16 protein-coding genes are annotated in these 16,456 nt (G+C 74.8%); 3 read left to right on the top strand and 13 right to left on the bottom strand.

What is annotated here, in order from left to right:
• The 3 genes from ABD327_RS30140 to ABD327_RS30130 all read right to left on the bottom strand — a co-directional run.
• On the bottom strand, nucleotides 1–982 hold a 982-nt coding region (locus tag ABD327_RS30140), incomplete at its 3' end, for a FecCD family ABC transporter permease (protein ID WP_344455404.1).
• Nucleotides 979–2,016 (bottom strand): FecCD family ABC transporter permease, encoded by a 1,038-nt coding sequence (locus tag ABD327_RS30135; protein WP_344455402.1) that lies wholly within the window; start codon nucleotides 2,014–2,016, stop codon nucleotides 979–981. The genes ABD327_RS30140 and ABD327_RS30135, both read right to left, overlap by 4 nt.
• Before the next feature lie 22 nt (nucleotides 2,017–2,038).
• Entirely contained in the window at nucleotides 2,039–3,076 is a 1,038-nt protein-coding gene (locus tag ABD327_RS30130) for an iron-siderophore ABC transporter substrate-binding protein (protein ID WP_344455400.1), read from the bottom strand.
• A 200-nt stretch (nucleotides 3,077–3,276) separates the two neighbouring features.
• On the opposite strand from ABD327_RS30130, the gene ABD327_RS30125 reads away from it, so the two are divergent.
• Both ABD327_RS30125 and ABD327_RS30120 read left to right on the top strand, forming a co-directional pair.
• On the top strand, nucleotides 3,277–3,867 hold the full coding sequence (locus ABD327_RS30125) for a TetR/AcrR family transcriptional regulator (protein WP_344455397.1): 591 nt from the start codon (nucleotides 3,277–3,279) through the stop codon (nucleotides 3,865–3,867).
• Between the two features lie 50 nt (nucleotides 3,868–3,917).
• Nucleotides 3,918–4,634, top strand: coding sequence for a maleylpyruvate isomerase family mycothiol-dependent enzyme (locus ABD327_RS30120; RefSeq protein WP_344455395.1), 717 nt, complete (start codon nucleotides 3,918–3,920; stop codon nucleotides 4,632–4,634).
• Nucleotides 4,635–4,648: 14 nt separating this feature from the next.
• Here the strand turns inward: ABD327_RS30120 and ABD327_RS30115 are convergent, their stop codons facing one another.
• The 3 genes from ABD327_RS30115 to ABD327_RS30105 all read right to left on the bottom strand — a co-directional run bounded on the left by ABD327_RS30115 (nucleotide 4,649) and on the right by ABD327_RS30105 (nucleotide 8,113).
• Nucleotides 4,649–5,926, bottom strand: coding sequence for a phosphoribosyltransferase family protein (locus tag ABD327_RS30115; protein ID WP_344455393.1), 1,278 nt, complete (start codon nucleotides 5,924–5,926; stop codon nucleotides 4,649–4,651).
• An 18-nt stretch (nucleotides 5,927–5,944) separates the two neighbouring features.
• On the bottom strand, nucleotides 5,945–6,715 hold the full coding sequence (locus ABD327_RS30110) for a ribosome hibernation promotion factor (protein WP_344455391.1): 771 nt from the start codon (nucleotides 6,713–6,715) through the stop codon (nucleotides 5,945–5,947).
• A 234-nt stretch (nucleotides 6,716–6,949) separates the two neighbouring features.
• The gene (locus ABD327_RS30105; RefSeq protein ID WP_344455388.1) at nucleotides 6,950–8,113 is read right to left on the bottom strand and encodes an NADH:flavin oxidoreductase; all 1,164 of its coding nucleotides are present in this window, start codon (nucleotides 8,111–8,113) and stop codon (nucleotides 6,950–6,952) included.
• 96 nt (nucleotides 8,114–8,209) lie between these two features.
• Between ABD327_RS30105 and ABD327_RS30100 the strand changes: the two genes are divergently transcribed.
• Complete coding sequence (locus ABD327_RS30100) at nucleotides 8,210–8,818, top strand: TetR/AcrR family transcriptional regulator (RefSeq protein ID WP_344455385.1); 609 nt, start codon at nucleotides 8,210–8,212, stop codon at nucleotides 8,816–8,818.
• A gap of 56 nt (nucleotides 8,819–8,874) precedes the next feature.
• On the opposite strand, the gene ABD327_RS30095 is transcribed toward ABD327_RS30100, so the two are convergent.
• From ABD327_RS30095 to rfaE2, 7 genes are all read right to left on the bottom strand, one after another.
• Nucleotides 8,875–9,807 carry a glycosyltransferase family 9 protein gene (locus tag ABD327_RS30095; protein WP_344455383.1) on the bottom strand — a complete coding sequence of 311 codons (933 nt, stop codon included), beginning with the start codon at nucleotides 9,805–9,807 and terminating at the stop codon, nucleotides 8,875–8,877.
• Entirely contained in the window at nucleotides 9,804–10,754 is a 951-nt protein-coding gene (locus ABD327_RS30090) for a glycosyltransferase (protein WP_344455381.1), read from the bottom strand. Before ABD327_RS30090 ends, ABD327_RS30095 begins: the two co-directional genes overlap by 4 nt.
• Nucleotides 10,751–11,767 (bottom strand): glycosyltransferase family 9 protein, encoded by a 1,017-nt coding sequence (locus ABD327_RS30085; protein ID WP_344455379.1) that lies wholly within the window; start codon nucleotides 11,765–11,767, stop codon nucleotides 10,751–10,753. The genes ABD327_RS30090 and ABD327_RS30085 overlap by 4 nt, the downstream gene beginning before the upstream one ends.
• The gene (locus ABD327_RS30080) at nucleotides 11,764–13,269 is read right to left on the bottom strand and encodes an HAD-IIIA family hydrolase (RefSeq protein WP_344455377.1); all 1,506 of its coding nucleotides are present in this window, start codon (nucleotides 13,267–13,269) and stop codon (nucleotides 11,764–11,766) included. The genes ABD327_RS30085 and ABD327_RS30080 overlap by 4 nt, the downstream gene beginning before the upstream one ends.
• On the bottom strand, nucleotides 13,266–14,891 hold the full coding sequence (locus ABD327_RS30075) for a carbamoyltransferase family protein (RefSeq protein WP_344455375.1): 1,626 nt from the start codon (nucleotides 14,889–14,891) through the stop codon (nucleotides 13,266–13,268). The genes ABD327_RS30080 and ABD327_RS30075 overlap by 4 nt, the downstream gene beginning before the upstream one ends.
• 13 nt (nucleotides 14,892–14,904) lie before the next feature.
• A complete protein-coding gene (locus tag ABD327_RS30070) occupies nucleotides 14,905–15,861 on the bottom strand; it encodes a UDP-glucuronic acid decarboxylase family protein (protein WP_344455373.1) in 957 nt (318 codons plus the stop codon).
• Nucleotides 15,861–16,456: D-glycero-beta-D-manno-heptose 1-phosphate adenylyltransferase (gene rfaE2 / locus ABD327_RS30065; RefSeq protein ID WP_344455371.1), on the bottom strand; the 596-nt coding region annotated here is incomplete at its 5' end. The genes ABD327_RS30070 and rfaE2, both read right to left, overlap by 1 nt.

The raw sequence follows: 16,456 nt of genomic DNA, 5'->3' as shown, positions 1-16,456 counted from the left end.
CGCTCAGCAGCAGGTAGCCGAGGTAGCCGCCGCCCAGCGCCATGGTGTAGATGCCGACGGGCAGGGTGGTGAACAGCGGGAGCTGCTGGGCGGCCAGGTCGGCCAGCGTCAGCAGGAACGCGCCCGACAGCGCCGAGACCGCCAGGTTGGGGCCCGCGGCCCCGGTGCAGCGGCGCGCGATCTGCGGGGCGCACAGCGCGATGAAGGCGATGGGCCCGGCCGCGCTGACCGCCGCCGCCGACAGCGCGATGGACAGCAGGACCGCGACGGTCTTGGTGCGTTCGGGGCCGGTCCCCAGGGCGCGGGCGGTGTCGTCGCCCATCTCCCCCACCGCCAGGGCGCGGGCGATGAGCGCCAGGAACGGGGCGGTCAGGAGCACCGCGGTCCAGATGGTGGCGGCGTCCTGCCAGGAGCGGGCGTTGAGGCTGCCGTTGACGTAGGCGGTCAGGACGCCGGCCTTGTCGCGCTCCACGGAGTAGACGGTGTACTGGATGACCGCCTGGGAGAGCGCGGTGACGCCGATGCCGGCGACGACGAGCCGTCCGGGGCTGCGGAAACCGGTGCCGGTGGAGAGGTAGACGACCGCCATGGCCAGGACCGCGCCCAGCAGGGCGCCGAGCGGGACGGGCATGAGGCCGGGCAGCAGGAGCGCGGCGAGGGCGGCTCCCGCGCCGGCCCCGGCGCCCAGGCCGATGACGTCGGGGCTGCCCAGGGGGTTGCGGGTGACGGACTGGAAGAGGGCCCCTGACAGGCCGAACGCGGCGCCGACGCCGAGGGCGACGACGAGGCGCGGGCCGCGCAGCCGTTCCAGGACGAAGGCGTTCTTGCCCTCGGCTTCGCCCAGCAGCACCGAGGGCAGGTCGGCCGGGGCGATGCCCAGGCGTCCCAGGGTGAGGGTGGCGGCGGCCGCGGCCAGGGTGAGGGCGAGGAAGGCCAGCGCGGTGGCCAGCGTGCGCGGGCGCACCAGGGGGCGCGCGTTCACGCGTTCCTCCTCATCCTGCGGACGGCCAGCAGGAGTGCGGGGGCTCCGACGAAGGCGGTGACGACGCCGACCATGAGCTCCTCGGGGCGCAGCACGAGCCGTCCGATGACGTCTGCGGCCAGCAGGAGGGCGGGGCCCAGCAGCAGTGACAGCAGCAGCTGCAGGCGGAAGTCGGTGCCCACCAGGGCGCGCACCACGTGCGGGACGGCCAGGCCGACGAAGGCGATGGGGCCGACGGCCGCGGTCGCGGCGGCGGCCAGCACGGTGGCGGTGAGCAGGCCCGCGGCCTTGGTGCGGGCGGGTCTGGCGCCCAGGGCCGTGGCGGAGTCGTCGCCCAGGGCGAGGGTGTTGAGGGGGCCGCCGAGCGCCAGGGCCACGATGAGGCCGGCGGCCGCCGGCGGCAGGACGGTCCACAGGACGTCGAAGTCGCGTCCGGCCAGGGAGCCCACGACCCAGTAGCGGTAGCTGTCGAAGACCTGCGGTTTGCTCAGGGTGACGGCCTGGATGAAGGCGTTGAGGACGGCCGACAGGACGGCGCCTGCCAGGACGAGTCGCACGGTGCTGGTGCCGCCGTGGCGGGTGCCGACGAGGTGCACGACGAGGCCGGCCAGCAGCGCGCCGGGCAGCGCCCACCACAGGGCGGCGTTCTGGCCGGAGGCGCCCAGGTAGGCGGTGGCCGCGACGATGGTGGCCGAGGCTCCGGCGTTGATGCCGAGCATGCCGGGGTCGGCCAGGGGGTTGCGGGTGACGCCCTGCATGAGGGTCCCGGCGACGGCCAGGCACGCCCCGGCCAGCACGCCCAGCGCGGTGCGCGGGTAGCGGCTTTGGATGACGGCGGTGTGGTGGGGGTCGCCGTGGCCGGCCAGGACGTCAAGGACGGCGTCCGCGGGGATGGCGAGGTTGCCCAGGGCGATGCTGGCCAGGAGCGAGGCGGCCAGGAGGGCGAGGGCCAGGACGAGGACGAACGCCGGGCGCGCGGCACCGGGCCGGGAGGGCCTGGTGCCGCGCGACGGGCGTTCCGCACGGATGGTCATGCGCGGGAGAAGGGTGAGCCGGTCACTTCACCTTGGCGACGGCCGCGTCGATGAGCGGCAGGAAGCGCTCGATGCTCCACGGCACGGTCAGCGGGTTGATCATGGAGGAGGCGGTGACGAAGGAGTTGTCGTCACCGGCCACCACGGCGCCGTTCTTGATGGCGGGGATGGCGGCGTACAGCGGCTGGGCCTCGATCTCCTTGCGGGTCTTGGCGTCGGTGTAGAAGGTGAAGACGACGTCGGTGTCCTTGAGCTTGTCGGCGTTCTCCAGGCCGATGACGGCCGAGTCGGTGCCCTCGGTCTCCTTGAAGGTCTCCACGACGGGGTCGGGCTTGAGGCCGAGGGAGGCGACCATCTCGGCGCGCTGCTCGGTGGGCAGGAAGACGCCGAGGGTGCCGGGGCCGTCGGTGTAGATGTAGGAGAACGTGTGGTTCTTGTAGTCGGGGCGGCTCTGGGCGGCGTCGCTCAGCTGCTTCTTGATGCCGCTGATGAGCTTCTGTCCGTCGTCGGGCTTGCCGAGGGCCTTGGCGACGGTGTCGATCTGCTGGTCCCAGTTCGTGCTCCAGGGCAGGTCGGGGTAGGCGACGGTGGGGGCGACGTCCTTGAGCAGGTCGAACTGCTCCTGGGTGATGCCCGACCAGGGGGCGAGGATGACGTCGGGGTCGAGTTCGACGATGGCCTCGATGTCGAGTTCCTCGCCGCCGGTGAACTGCTTGGGCAGCTCGCCGCCCTTCTCGGTGACGGCCTCGTGGATCCAGGGCAGGTAGCCGGTCTCGTCGCTGCCCCAGGGGTAGCTCTCGATGCCGACGGGGGTGTTGCCCAGGGCGATGGCGGTCTCGGTGGAGCCCTGGCCGAGGGTGACGACCCGCTCGGGCCGCTCGGTGATGACGGCGTCGCCCAGGGCGCTGGTGATGGTGACGGGGAAGGCCGCGGCGGGCTGCTTGTCGTCGGCGCTCCCGGTGGTGTCGTCGCTGGAACCGCAGGCCCCCAGCAGGAGGGTGAGGGCGGTGGCCGCGGTGGCCGTGACGGCGTGGCGGCGCAGGGAGCGGAGGGTGAGCATGGGTCTTCCTTGTGCGTTCGAACCACCGGTCTGGGGTCGTTCGCCCGAAAGAGACGGACAGACCTTAACCGGATATAAGTCCCGAAAAATCTTGGTTAGGGAAGGCTAACCTATCTTCCTGGGGCGCGCATCCCGCGAGGCGCCGGGCACCGCCGGGGCCGCCGGGTGCGTAGGGTGTCGCTGACCCGGGAGGAGGACCGGTGCCCAAGCTGGTCGATCACGCCGAGAGGCGGCGCCAGATCGCCGAGGCGCTGCTGGCCGTGGCGAGCACGCGCGGCCTGCACGCCGCGACGATGCGCGAGGTGGCCGCCGAGGCGGGGGTGTCGCTGCGGCTCGTGCAGTACTACTTCCACAGCAAGGACGAACTGCTGGCCGGAGCGCTGGAGCACCTGGCCGCGCGCATCGGCGAGCGGGTGCGCGAGCGCACCGCGCGGGCGAGGGGGCCCTACGAGCTGCTGCTGGGGGCGCTGTCGGCGGTACTGCCGGCCGACGAGGACGGACGCCGCGTCATCCTCACCTACCACTCCTACTACACCCACGCGCTCTCCGGGGGCGAGCCGTCGGCGCGCGGCGCGCGGGACGCGGCGGCCCTGGAGGAGCTGCTGGCCGGGTACGTCGCGCGGGCCCAGTCCGAGGGGGCCGTGGACGGCTCCCTGGACGCGGACGTGCTGGCGATCGAGCTGCTCGCGCTGGCCAACGGGCTGGGCATCAGCGTGCTGACCGGGCAGCGGGACGGGGCCCGCGCGCTGGAGCTGCTGACGGGCCGCCTGGATCGCCTCTTCCGTTTGTGATACACAGGTACCACCAAGATTTGGTACACAGGTATCACCATGGAGGACCCGTGACCGACCTGCCGGACCTGAAGGCCGAGACCGAGGCGCTGGCCGCCCTGCTCGAAGGCGCCGACCCCTCCCTGCCCGTCCCCACCTGCCCCGAATGGACCCTGGCCGACCTGGCCGCCCACGTGGGCAACGGCCTGCTGTGGGCCGCCGCGCTCGTGCGCACCGGCACCCCGCCGCCCCAGCCCGACCAGCCCGCCCCCGCCGACCCGGGACCGTGGCTGCGCCGCGCCGCCGCCCTCCTGGACGAAGCCGTCGCCTCCGACCCCGACGCCCCGGTCTGGACGTTCCTGGGCCCGCGCTCCGCCCGCTTCTGGACCCGGCGCATGCGCAACGACCTGCTCGTCCACCGCGCCGACGCCTCCCTGGCCCTCGGCCGCGACTTCCGTGCCGAGCCCTCCGACGCGGCCGACGCCCTCAGCGAGGGACTCGACCTCATCACCGCCAGCGCCACCAGCGGACTGTCCCCCGCCCTGACCCCGCTGCGCGGCCAGGGCGTGCTGAAGTTCACCGCGACCGACACCCCCGACGTCTGGACCGTCCGCCGCGCGCCCGAGGCCGTCACCTGGAGCGCCCGAGACGAGCCCGCCGACGTCACCATCACCGGCACCGCCCGCGACCTGCTCCTGGTCTTCAGCCGCCGCGCCTCGCCCGAACGCCTCCAGGTGCGCGGCCAGGAGGAGCTGCTGCGCCACTGGCTCGAGCACAGCGCCTTCTGACCCCCGGACGCCGCTCAGCCCAGATGGTCGTGGAACCAGCGCGCGGCCAGGTCCGCCACCTCCTCCAGCGCGCCCCGCTCCTCGAACAGGTGGGTGGCGCCCGGCACGACCGCCAGGCGCTTCTCGCACGCCAGCTCCGCCAGCGCCTGCTCGTTGAGGTCCAGCACCGGCAGGTCCGCGCCGCCCACGATCAGCAGGGTCGGCGCCTGCACCCGCGGCAGCGCCGGCATCGCCAGGTCCGGGCGGCCTCCCCGGGACACGACCGCCCGCGCCGGGCTGCCCGGCTCGGCGGCCGCGATCAGCGCCGCGGCCGCGCCCGTGCTCGCGCCGAAGTACCCCACCGGCAGGCCCGCCGCGTCCGGCTCCCCCGCCAGCCAGCGCGTGGCGTCGGCCAGGCGACCGGCCAGCAGCGGGATGTCGAACACGTGCGCCCGGTCGGTCTCCTCCCGCCGGGTCAGCAGGTCGAACAGCAGGGTGCCCAGCCCCTCGCCGTTGAGGGCGCGGGCGACCTGGTGGTTGCGGGGGCTGTGGCGGCTGCTGCCGCTGCCGTGGGCGAACAGCACGATCCCCCGCGCGCGCGGCGGCAGCGTCAGGTGGCCCGCCAGCTCCACCGGCCCCGCCTGGACGCGCACCTCCCGGTCCACCACCGGCGCGGCGGGCTCCTGCGCCTGCTTGAGCAGCGTGACGACCTCCTCGTCGCCGGTCTGGGTGAAGTCCTCGTAGAACTGCCCGACGGCGTAGAAGCCGCGCGGGGTGTCGGAGCAGACCACCTCGTCGGCGACCTCCCGCAGGCTCTCCACGGCCTCGGGCGAGCCGACCGGGACGGCCACCACGACGTGCTCGGCGTGGCGGGCGCGGGCCACCAGGCAGGCGGCCCGCGCGGTGGAGCCGGTGGCGGCACCGTCGTCGACGATGACCACCGTGCGGCCGTGCAGGTCCAGCGGCCGGCGCCCGCCCCGGAAACGGGCGGCGCGGTCGGTGAGGATGGCGTGCTCGCGGCGCTCCTCGTCGCTCAGCTGGGCGTCGCTGACCCGGCCTCGGCGCAGGACGTCGGAGTTCAGCACGCGCACGCCGCCCTCGCCGATCGCGCCCATCGCCAGCTCCGGCTGGCCGGGGGTGCCGAGCTTGCGCACGACGATGACGTCCAGCGGGGCTCCCAGCGCCCGGGCGACCTCGAAGGCGACGGGCACTCCGCCGCGCGGCAGGCCCAGGACCAGAGGGTCCCGGTCGCGCAGGTGCTCCAGGGAACCGGCGAGCAGCGCTCCGGCGTGCCTGCGGTCGGTGTAGATCATGATGGGCTCCCGGAATGGTCAGCCGGCCGGCGTGATGAGGCCGTAGTGGCCGTCGTAGCGGTGGTAGAGGACGTTGCCGCGCCCGGTGTCCGCGTCGGCGAAGAACACGAACGGCAGGCCCGTGGCCTCCAGCCGCTCCTCGGCCTCCCGGACGCCGATGCGGGGCGCCGGGTGCGGGCTGACCGTCAGGTCCACGGCCAGGTCGTCCTTGCGCGGCCTGGGGTCGATCTGCGCCATGCGGTAGGCGTCGCCGTGCCGGTACACGACGCTGTCCTGGCCGGTGGCCACATCGGTGAACAGGTGGAAGTCGTAGTCCAGCGCCTCCATGTCGAAGACCGCCTCGTCGGGGGTGGCCGAGGCCAGCTCGTAGGCCTTGTGGCGGATGACCTGCCGCTCCTCGGCCGGGCGCGGGTAGTAGGCGGGACGGCGGGCCGGCTCGGAGTCGTGGCGCCACTCGTCCGGCTGGGGCCGCCCGCCGCGTACGGCCTCCCAGTTGCGGGCGACCCGCCGCAGGCGTTCGGCCAGCCGGTCCTCCAGCAGGTCCACGGCCTCGCCCATGGTCGCGGCCGTGGTCTGCACCCGCACGGTGCGGCCGTTGACGTCGAGGTTGGCCTGCGCGACCGCGGGGCGGTCCGCGCCCGAGCCCATGCTCAGGCGGACCCGGGCCGCCAGGACCTGTTCGGGAGAGCGGCCGCACAACCGCTCGACCTTCTCCCGGGCCCTGTCCAGCAGATCCTGGGGAACCTTCCCCCCGGACTGCGTGTTCACCTGCGGGACGGTGCGGGTCATCGTGTGCTCCTCCCCTGCCGGCGCGGTCCCGGGCGGAGGCCGCGCGTGTGGCTCTCCCTCCCACCGTGGCCCGGCCCCGCGCGACTCGGCAGGGGTCCAAAGTCCCTCGCGGGGCGTTTTTCGGAGCGGCGCGTCAAGCCGGAGCCAAAGGACGCCGAAATCCTGTTCAAGGCGGCCGACGGCAAGGCCCGGCGCCGCCCGAGGGGCGGTGCCGGGCCGGGTGCCGCGCGCGGGTCAGGCCAGGACGCAGTGGGTCTTGGTGAAGATCGTCGGCATGCACTTGTTGCAGTGCGTGCACAGCGACGGGGTCTCCGGGTCCTTCTGCAGGCGGTTGATGAGGTCGGGCTCGCGCAGCAGGGCGCGGGCCATCGCCACGAACTCGAAGCCCTCGGCCATCGCCAGGTCCATCGTGGCGCGCGTGCTGACGCCGCCCAGCAGCACCAGCGGCAGCCGGAGCGCCTCGCGGAACCGGCGGGCGCTCTCCAGCAGGAACGCCTCCTGGTAGGGGTACTCGCGGATGAACTTCTTGCCCGACAGCTGGACGCCCAGCTTCAGGGGCTGGGAGAACGTCGCGGCGAACTCCTTGACGGGCGCCTCGCCGCGGAAGAGGTACATCGGGTTGAGCAGGGAGCTGCCCGCGGTCAGCTCCAGGGCGTCCAGGGAGCCGTCCTGCTCGAGCCACCTGGCGACCTGCAGGCTCTCCTCGATCTGGAAGCCGCCGCGCACGCCGTCCTCCATGTTGAGCTTGGCCAGGATCGCGATCCGGTCGCCGACGGCCTCGCGCACCGCCCGGGCCGCGCCCCGCGCGACCTTGGCCCGGTTCTCCAGGGAGCCGCCGTACTCGTCCTTGCGCTTGTTCAGCAGCGGGCTGAGGAACGAGCTGGCCAGGTAGTTGTGCCCGAAGTGGATCTCCACCGCGTCGAACCCCGCCTCGGCCGCCAGGAGCGCGGCGTCGGCGTGCGCCCGGGTGACCCGCTCGATGTCGGCGTGGGTGGCGCTGCGGATCTTCTGCATCGACAGCGGGCTGAAGGCCCTCGAGGCCGCCAGCGCGTGGACGCCGTTGGACTTGCCGTTGGCCACCGGACCGGCGTGCCCGATCTGCGCCGAGATCGCGGCGCCCTCGGCGTGCACGGCCTCGGCCAGGCGGCGCAGGCCGGGCAGCGCCTCGGGCCGCATCAGGATCTGGTCGCGCTCGGTGCGCCCCTCGGGCGCCACCGCGCAGTAGGCCACGGTCGTCATGCCCACCCCGCCCGCGGCGTGCGCGCGGTGGAACTCGATCAGGTCGTCGCTGACCAGCGCGCCCGGAGCCATGTGCTCGAAAGTGGCGGACTTGATGGTGCGGTTGCGCAGGGTCAGGGGGCCGAGCTTGGCGGGGCTGAAGACGTCGGGGACTGTCATGTTGTGCTCCAGGGGGGGTCGCGGGAGGCGCTCGAGCGGCACACCACAGATTCAATCACTGATTGGATCCCGATTGAAGATTATAGGATCCAGAACATGGCCGACGAAGAACTCCCCACCCGCGACCGCCTGCTCTCGGCCGCCGAACGCCTCTTCCTGAGCAGGAGCCCCGAGCGGGTCTCCGTCCGCGCCATCAACGCCGAGGCCGGCCTCAACCCCGGCGCGGTCCACTACCACTTCGGCTCCCGCGAGGGACTGGTCGCCGCGCTCCTGGAGCGGGAGCTGCTGCCGCTGTGGGCCGGCCGCCTGGAGGACCTCGCCCGCCACGCCCGCGACCCCCGCACCGGCCCGTCCTTCGAGGTCGCCGACCTGGTGGCCGCCATAGTCCGCCCGTTCGAGGAGCTCACCCGCACCGAGAAGGGCCGCATGCTGTGCCACCTGCTGGCCCGCTCGGTCCTGCCCGACGGCCGCGTCCCCGCCTCCTCCCCCTGGTTCGGCCCCGCCCCGTTCGAGATCATGCTCGTGCGCGCCATGCCCCACCTGACGCCCCGCGAGATCGCCCAGCGCTGGCTCCTGGCCTTCACCCTCCTGCTGGAGATCTACGGCCGTCCCCTGTCGTCCCGCCCCGCCACCGCCGCGTCCCCGCCCGACGCCGACACCGTCATCGCCTTCCTCACCGCGGGCCTCACCGCACCCTCCGCTTAGGACGAGCACGGCGCGGGCGGCCACGACGCGCTCGACAAAGCGATCTGAAGCGCCCCTCAGCGCACCGGAGCCCCCTCCAGGGCGGCCTCGAGCACCTCCCGCGGCCGGATCAGCAGCAGCCGCCGATCGGGGCGGCGGCCGTGGGCGTCCCCCGGCCGCGCCCCCTCCCCGTGCCAGATCACCCGGTGGCGCCGGTCGGAGGGAGGCCCCCACAGGCCCGGGGAGACCGGGCCGTACAGCGTCACCGACGGGCGGGCGTAGGCGAACGCCAGATGCGCCAGGCCCGTGTCCCCGCTGACGACCAAGCGCGCCCCCGCCACCAGCGCGGCCAGCGCCGCCAGATCCAGACCCGCCAGGACCCGCTCCGCGCCCAGCCCCGCCAGCGCCGCCACCCGCCGGGCCAGGCCCCGCTCGCGGGCGCCGCCCGTCACCACCACCCGATGCCCGGCCGCCGCCAGCCCCAGGGCCACCTGGGCGAACCGCTCGGCCGGCCAGCGCCGCGACGCGTGAGCCGCCCCCGGATGCACCACGGTCGCCCCCGGCGCGGGAGAAGGCCGCCCCGGCGGCACCAGCAGCAGATCGGCCGGATCGGCCGGAATCCGGTGCCAGCGCAGCAGACGGCACCAGCGGACCGTCTCGTGCTCCTCCTCCTTCCACCACGGCCCCTCCACGTCCGAAGCCGCCGGAGAGCCGTACACCCACTGCCCCCGAGCGCCGGTCGCCGCGATGAGGCGGTGGCTGGCGGGACCGCTGCCGTGCAGGTCCACCGCCAGGCCGGGCGGCGGCCCGCTCCAGGGGATCGGCTCCAGCTCCCCCGTGGGCAGCAGCCGGTCGACCGCCCCCGTCAGCGGCGTCAGCGGCGCCAGCACGCCCGGCGCCGCCAGCACGATCTCGCTCCCCGGATGGGCCGCCCGCAGCGCCCGGTAGGCCGGGACCCCCGTCAGGAAGTCCCCCAGCCCCAGCGCCCGCAGGATCAGCACCGCGTTCATCGCGCCACGGCCTCGAGCAGCACCCGGTCCCAGTCGGCCAGGAAGCGCCCCAGCCCGTACCGCTCCAGGGCGGCAGCCCGCGCCGCCTTTCCCAGCGCCGCCGCCTCACCCTGGTCGCACACCAGCCTGCGCACCGCCTCCCGGAGCGTCTCAAGCCGGGTGGAGACGACCCCCGCGCCCGGCGGGACGGCCTCGACGGCCTCGGTCGTGGCCAGCGCGACCACCGGCATCCCCAGGTACATCGCCTCGATCAGCGACAGTCCCAGCGACGTCCAGCGGAACGGGTGCAGGTACACCCTGCGCGCCGCCAGCAGGGCGTGCATCCGCTGCTGGGGAAGGTCCTCATAAGCGCGCATCCCGGGCAGGCCGAGCGCCCCGGGCAACTCCTGGACCTTCATTCCGAACACGTCCACCGGCAGCCCGCCGGCCAGCTCCGCCAGGAGGTCGGTCCCCACGTGGCGGCCCCGCCGCAGCGGCTCGTTGACCACCACCCCCACCCGCGCGAGCTCCCCCGTCCACAGGGGTCCCGGATCGACGACCGCGTGCTCCACCACCCGCTGCTCGGTGGAGCCGCCGTCCCAGAACAGCGAGTTGAAGTGGGTGACGTGCACCAGCAGCACGTCGCGGCGGTCGGCCACCGGATGGCGCGTCAGCGGCACCCCGTCCCACGGCGCGTCGTGCTCCAGGTACACCAGGGGGACCCTGCGGCCCAGGAAGCGGCGCACCAGCTCCTCCTCGTGCGGGCGCTGCAGGACCGCCACGTCGACGTCGTGGTCGCGCAACCGCTCCAGCGGCACCTCCACCGCCGAGTCCGGCCACCGCCAGGTGCGGGCCCGGCCCAGCCCGTCCGGGCCCCGGTCGGGCGTGACCGGCAGCAGGCAGGTGTGCGGGCCCTGCAGGAAAGCCGTGGTCCAGGAGCCGTGCACGTGCCAGATCAGGACGTTCATCTCCCCGCCTCCCCCATGAGGGCCTCAGCGGCGTCGGCCGCGGACTCGGCGCCGACGCCGTTCAGGCACGGATGGCCCGCCACCGGGCACTCCACCGCCCGGCTGCCCCGGCACGCGGCGTGCTGGTCGCCCAGCAGGACGTGCGGCACGCGGTAGGGCCGCCAGCGGGCGGCAGGGACGACGGGCGCGAACAGCGACACCACCGGCGTTCCCACCGCCGCCGCCAGATGGGCGGGCCCGGTGTTGGCCGCCAGCACCACCCGGGCACCGGCGAACACCCCCGCCAGCTCGTGCAGGCTCGTCCGCCCGCCCAGGTCCAGGCCGTGCGCCCCGGCGGCGTGGGCGGTCAGGCCCCGCTCCGCAGGCGAGCCCGTCACCACCACCCGGTGGCCCCGGCGCACCAGCTCCTTCACCGCGTCCACCCACCGCTCGCCGGGCCAGCGTCGCGCGGCGGCCGTCGCCCCCGGGTGCACCGCGAGGTACGGCCCGCCTCCCGTCAGGTGCTCGGTGGGCGGCAGCGGCGCGCGTACCGCCAGCCTCCCGTCGTCGCCCTCGGGCAGGTCGAATCCGGCGGCGCGCGCCAGGGACAGGGCCCTCTCGGCTTCGTGGACCTCCCCGTCGAGCCGGTGGCGCACGTCCAGGAGGGCTCCGGGGTAGTCGACGCTGATCGCGCTGACGCGCGGCACGCCCGCCAGACGCAATACCAGGGCCGTCGGCAGCGGCGACTGGTGGAAGGACGTCAGGACCAGCGCCTGCCCGAACCTCTCGGCCGCGATCTCCGCCACCACCTCGCCGACATCGCCGGCCTCCACCGGCGGCGGCTCGCGCACCACCCACGGGCACCTCCACACCAGCACCCGCTCCACCCCGGGCAGCAGCCGCGCGGCCTCGGCGCCCTCGGGACCGGCCAGCACCGCCACCGGCCCCGAGGCCCCTGCCGCCCGCACGCACGGTCCGGCCAGCAGGACGTCGCCCGCTCCGTCCAGCCGCACCACCAGCGTTCCGCCGCTCACCGCCACAGCCGGCCCCCGGAGGCCTCTCCCAGGGCGAAGCGCACCGCGGTCAGCAGGTCCGGAGCGCACCTGGCCCCCTCCAGCTCCTCGCGGCGGGTCTGCGCGGTGGGCACCAGCACCGACCGGGCCCCCGCGGCCCGCGCGGCCCGCACGTCCGAGCCGATGTCACCGACCATCACGCACTCGCCGACCTCCACGCCCAGCTCGGCGGCGGCCTGCGCGATCAGGCCCGGCGCGGGCTTGCGGCACGCGCAGCCCTCGTCCCCGCCGTGCGGGCAGGTCTTCCACACCTCGAACGGACCCAGCAGCTCCTGCACCCGCCGGTTGACGGCCTCCAGGTCCTCGGGGGAGAAGCGGCCCGAGGCCAGCCCCGACTGGTTGCTCACCACAGCCAGCCGCAGCCCGCTCTCACGGGCCAGCTCCAGCGCCTCGCGCACCCCCCGGATCGGCTCCACCAGGTCGGGATCGCCGTTGTAGGGGACGTCGTGGACGAGGGTGCCGTCGCGGTCCAGCAGCAGCGCCTTGGCCGGGCCGGGCCACGGGCGGGCCGAACGGGAGCGTGCCACGCCCCGCGCCCAGTGCCAGGAGGCCGCCGGCGGGATCAGCAGGCTGGTGCCCAGCATCAGCGTCACCTCGCGCAGGTCGCGCGGTCCCGGCAGGATGCGGGCCGCCGCGAACTCCCCGACTCCCGCCAGCGCCCCCAGCGCCGCCGCGCGGGCCAGGCGGCGGCGTCCGGCCAGGGCCGCGACCGCCGCCAGGACCCCGGCCGCGGTGATCGCCAGATGGCGCGGCCTGCGTCCCACCGCCTCCCCGGCCCTGCGGTGCCAGCCGGGCCCGTGCACGGCCCGCATCAGCGCGTCGTCGGCGTTGCCCGCCTGGGCGCGCAGGCTGGCGGCCGCCGTGGCGGGACGCACCGGATGCCGGGACAGGCGCTCGCCCTCGGTCAGCTCCCACCCGTCGGCCTGCAGGCGCAGCGCCAGGTCGGCGTCCTCGCGGAACGCGCGCGGGAACCGCTCGTCGAAACCCCCGGACTCCACCAGCGCCTCGCGGCGGTAGGCCATGTCGGCGGTGATCCACCGGGCGCGGGCCAGGCCCGACGTCACCCGCTCCCAGTCGGTGGGCGGGCGGTCGCAGGGCAGCGGCACGCTGATGCGGCCCTGCACCCCGGCGACCCGCTCCCCGGCCCGCTTGAGGTCGACGGCCAGCGCAGCGCACCAGTCCTCCTCCACCAGCACGTCGTCGTCGAGGAACACCACCCACGGGGTGCGGGTCCTGCGCCACCCCAGGTTGCGGGCCGCCGCCGGGCCCCCGCCCCGGCTGGCCAGCACCCGCACCAGGCAGGCCAGCTCGCCGGGCACCCGCACCATCGGGCCGCCGGAGGGACGGTCGTCCACCAGCACGATCTCCTGTGGCGGCGGCCCCCAGGTCGCGGCCAGGGAGAACAGGCAGTCGCGCAGCGACGACCGCACCAAGGTCGGGATGACCACGCTGTAGCCGTTCATCGCCGCACCGCGAACGATCCGATGGCCAGCAGGTCGATGGGAGTGGAGCCGAAGCACTCCAGCGCGTCACGTATGTCGTCCACCATGGGCCTTCCTGCGGTGTTGAGGCTGGTGTTGACCAGCACGGGCAATCCGGTACGCCTTTCGAACGCCCTCAGCAGCCGGGCGGCCAGCGGCTCGGACCGCGGGTCGACCGTCTGCACGCGGGCGGTGCCGTCCACGTGCACGACCGCGGGGATGCGGTCCTGCCAGGCGGGCGCGACATCGTGGACGAACAGCATGTAGGGGCTGGGGAGCGGGCCGCGCTGGAAGATCTGCGGCGCGCGGTCGGCCAGCACCATCGGGGCGACGGGCCGGAACTGCTCGCGGCCCTTGACGTCGTTGAGCCGCTCCAGGTTGGCGCGGTGCCCGGGGTGGGCCAGCAGGGAGCGGTGGCCCAGCGCCCGCGGCCCGAACTCCGCCCGGCCCTGCACCCAGGCGACGATCCCGTCGCCCGCCAGGGTCCGCGCGGCGGTCTCGGCGATGTCGTCGGGCCGCTCGTAGGGCACGCGCGCCAGGCGCAGCGCCTCCTCGATCTCGGCGTCGTCCAGGTCCCGGCCCAGGGCGGCGCCGTCCATCGTCCAGCGCGGCCGCTCCTCTCGCGCGCCCAAGTGCAGCGCCGCGCCCAGGGAGGTGCCCGCGTCGCCCGCGGCGGGCTGCACCCACACCTGCTCGAACGGTCCCCGCCGGGCCAGGACGGTGTTGGCGACGCAGTTCAGCGCCGTGCCGCCGGCCATCGCCAGCGTCCGCTCACCGGTCTGCTCGTGCAGGATCCGCGCCTGTTCCAGCAGCACCTCCTCCAGCCGCCGCTGGGCGGAGGCCGCGACGTCGGCGTGCACGTCGGTGCAGGGCGCGTCCGGCGCGCGCGCCGGGCACAGCGCCGTCCAGTCGATCGCATCGGTGCGAAAGCCGCCGTCGGGGTGCACGCGCACCGCCTCGCGCATCAGGTCCAGGTGGCGGGGCTTGCCGTAGGAGGCCAGCGCCATCACCTTGTACTCGTCGCTGGAGCGCAGGAATCCCAGGTGCTCGGTCAGCGCCTCGTAGAACAGGCCGAGGGAGTGCGGCAGCCGCTGGGCGGCCAGCACCTCCAGCCGCCCGTCCCGGTAGCGGCCCGCCAGGTGCGAGGCGTCCTCGCCGCGTCCGTCGTTGACCAGCACCGCGCACGAGCGGGCAGGGGCGGCCAGCCCCGCCGACGCCGCGTGCGCCACGTGGTGGGGGACGAACACCACCTTGTCCGGATCCAGTCCGGGCAGCGCCTCGGCCAGGAGGCCGGGCGCCATCCGCGCGTACATGGTCCGCAGGTCGTCGTAGGGGTCGTGGACCCCCATCTCCCGCGCGGGCCGCACCAGCGACGGGTCGTAGGAGAAGGCGACGGCGTCCAGGTCGCCGGGGGCCAGCCCGGCGTGCTCCAGGCACCAGCGGGCCGCCAGCACCGGCTGCTCCCACGCCGAGAACGGCACGGGCCGCTTGCCGTGCTTGCGGCGGCTGAACCGCTCCTCTTCGGCCGCCGCGACCGGACGGCCGTCCACGACCAGCGCCGCGGCCGGATCGTGGAAGATCGCGTTGACTCCCAGGACTCTCATCCCGCCCCTTCCCTCACACTCGTGCCAGGCGTTCGGCGAACCACTCCACGGTGCGCGCCAGCCCCTCCTCGGGCGGGACGCGCGGCGTCCAGCCCAGCAGCCGGCGCGCCAGGCCCACGTCCGGGCAGCGCACGCTCGGATCGTCGGCGGGGCGCGGCACGAACTCGACCGGCGAGCGCGAACCGGCCAGGGCGCGGATCGTGCGGGCCAGGTCCAGGACGGTGGTCTCGGCGCCGTTGCCGATGTTGACCGGCCCCGCCGCGTCGCTGAAGGCCATCGCCAGGACGCCCTCGACGGTGTCGTCGACGTAGCAGATCGAGCGGGTCTGCGTGCCGTCCCCGGTCACCGTCAGCGGCTCGCCGGCCAGCGCCTGGCGGATGAACGTGGGGATGGCGCGGCCGTCGTGCGGGCGCATCCTCGGCCCGTAGGTGTTGAAGATCCGCACGATGCCGGTGTCGACGTCCCGGCTGTTGCGGTAGGCGGTGGTGAGCGCCTCGGCGTAGCGTTTGGCCTCGTCGTAGACGCTGCGCGGCCCCACCGGGTTGACGTTGCCCCAGTAGTCCTCGTGCTGGGGGTGGCGCAGCGGGTCGCCGTAGACCTCGCTGGTGGAGGCCAGCACGAACCGGGCGTTCTTCTCGCGGGCCATGCCCAGGGCGTGCATCGTGCCGATCGCGCCGACCTTCAGGGTCTCCACCGGCAGCTTCATGTAGTCCACCGGGGAGGCCGCCGAGGCGAAGTGCAGGATGAGGTCCACCGGCCCGGACACGTGCACGAAGTCCGTCAGGTCGCATTCCACGACGTGGAAGCCGGGCCGTCCCAGCAGGTGGATGAGGTTGTGCGGGGTGCCGGTGAGGAAGTTGTCCATGCACGTCACCGACACGTCGCGCTCCAGCAGCCGCTCGCACAGGTGCGAGCCCAGGAACCCCGCGCCTCCGGTGACGACCGCCCGCCGGATGATCCGTCCGCTCATCAGTGCTCTCCTCCCGCGGCGTGGACGCGCCGCACCAGACGGGTGGTGGAGCGGCCCTCCAGGTACGGCAGCAGCAGCACCTGGCCGCCGTGGCGGCGCACCAGCGGCGCCTCGGGCAGCTCCAGCGGTCCGTAGTCGCCGCCCTTGACCCACAGGTCGGGCCGCAGACGGTCCAGCAGCGCCATCGGCGTCTCCTCCTCGAAGACCACCACCGCGTCGACGCAGCCCAGCGCCGCCAGCACCTCGGTGCGGTCCCGCTGGTTCATCACGGGCCGTCCCGGGCCCTTGAGCGCGCGGACGGAGGCGTCGGAGTTCAGGCACACCACCAGCAGGTCGCCCAGCCGGGCCGCCTGGTGCAGCAGGCTGATGTGGCCGGGGTGCAGCAGGTCGAAGCAGCCGCCGGTCGCCACGACCGTGCCGCCCTGCAGGCGGGTGCGGCGCACCAGCCCCCACGGGTCGTCGGCCGGGCCGCTCCCGCGGCGGGCCGGAGCCCCGGTGACGAACACCGAGGCGTGGTGGACGCCCTGCTCGACCGCCTCGCTCAGCAGCGCCCCCTCGGCGAGGGAGACCGCCGCGGCGGCGCCGAAGCAGTCGC

Origin of the sequence: Actinocorallia aurantiaca, assembly GCF_039533685.1 — a bacterium.
In the GTDB taxonomy this organism is placed as follows: Bacteria; Actinomycetota; Actinomycetes; order Streptosporangiales; family Streptosporangiaceae; genus Actinocorallia; species Actinocorallia aurantiaca.
Note: the sequence above shows the minus strand (reverse complement) of the source record. Positions and strands in the feature narration are given on the sequence as shown.

What these genes read in the sequence shown, in the direction of transcription:
- ABD327_RS30135 (WP_344455402.1), bottom strand. Translation starts at nt 2,016, where the DNA reads ATGACCATCCGTGCGGAACGCCCGTCGCGCGGCACCAGGCCCTCCCGG.
- ABD327_RS30130 (WP_344455400.1), bottom strand. Translation starts at nt 3,076, where the DNA reads ATGCTCACCCTCCGCTCCCTGCGCCGCCACGCCGTCACGGCCACCGCG.
- ABD327_RS30115 (WP_344455393.1), bottom strand. Translation starts at nt 5,926, where the DNA reads ATGATCTACACCGACCGCAGGCACGCCGGAGCGCTGCTCGCCGGTTCC.
- ABD327_RS30110 (WP_344455391.1), bottom strand. Translation starts at nt 6,715, where the DNA reads ATGACCCGCACCGTCCCGCAGGTGAACACGCAGTCCGGGGGGAAGGTT.
- ABD327_RS30105 (WP_344455388.1), bottom strand. Translation starts at nt 8,113, where the DNA reads ATGACAGTCCCCGACGTCTTCAGCCCCGCCAAGCTCGGCCCCCTGACC.
- ABD327_RS30100 (WP_344455385.1), top strand. Translation starts at nt 8,210, where the DNA reads ATGGCCGACGAAGAACTCCCCACCCGCGACCGCCTGCTCTCGGCCGCC.
- ABD327_RS30095 (WP_344455383.1), bottom strand. Translation starts at nt 9,807, where the DNA reads ATGAACGCGGTGCTGATCCTGCGGGCGCTGGGGCTGGGGGACTTCCTG.
- ABD327_RS30090 (WP_344455381.1), bottom strand. Translation starts at nt 10,754, where the DNA reads ATGAACGTCCTGATCTGGCACGTGCACGGCTCCTGGACCACGGCTTTC.
- ABD327_RS30080 (WP_344455377.1), bottom strand. Translation starts at nt 13,269, where the DNA reads ATGAACGGCTACAGCGTGGTCATCCCGACCTTGGTGCGGTCGTCGCTG.
- ABD327_RS30075 (WP_344455375.1), bottom strand. Translation starts at nt 14,891, where the DNA reads ATGAGAGTCCTGGGAGTCAACGCGATCTTCCACGATCCGGCCGCGGCG.
- ABD327_RS30070 (WP_344455373.1), bottom strand. Translation starts at nt 15,861, where the DNA reads ATGAGCGGACGGATCATCCGGCGGGCGGTCGTCACCGGAGGCGCGGGG.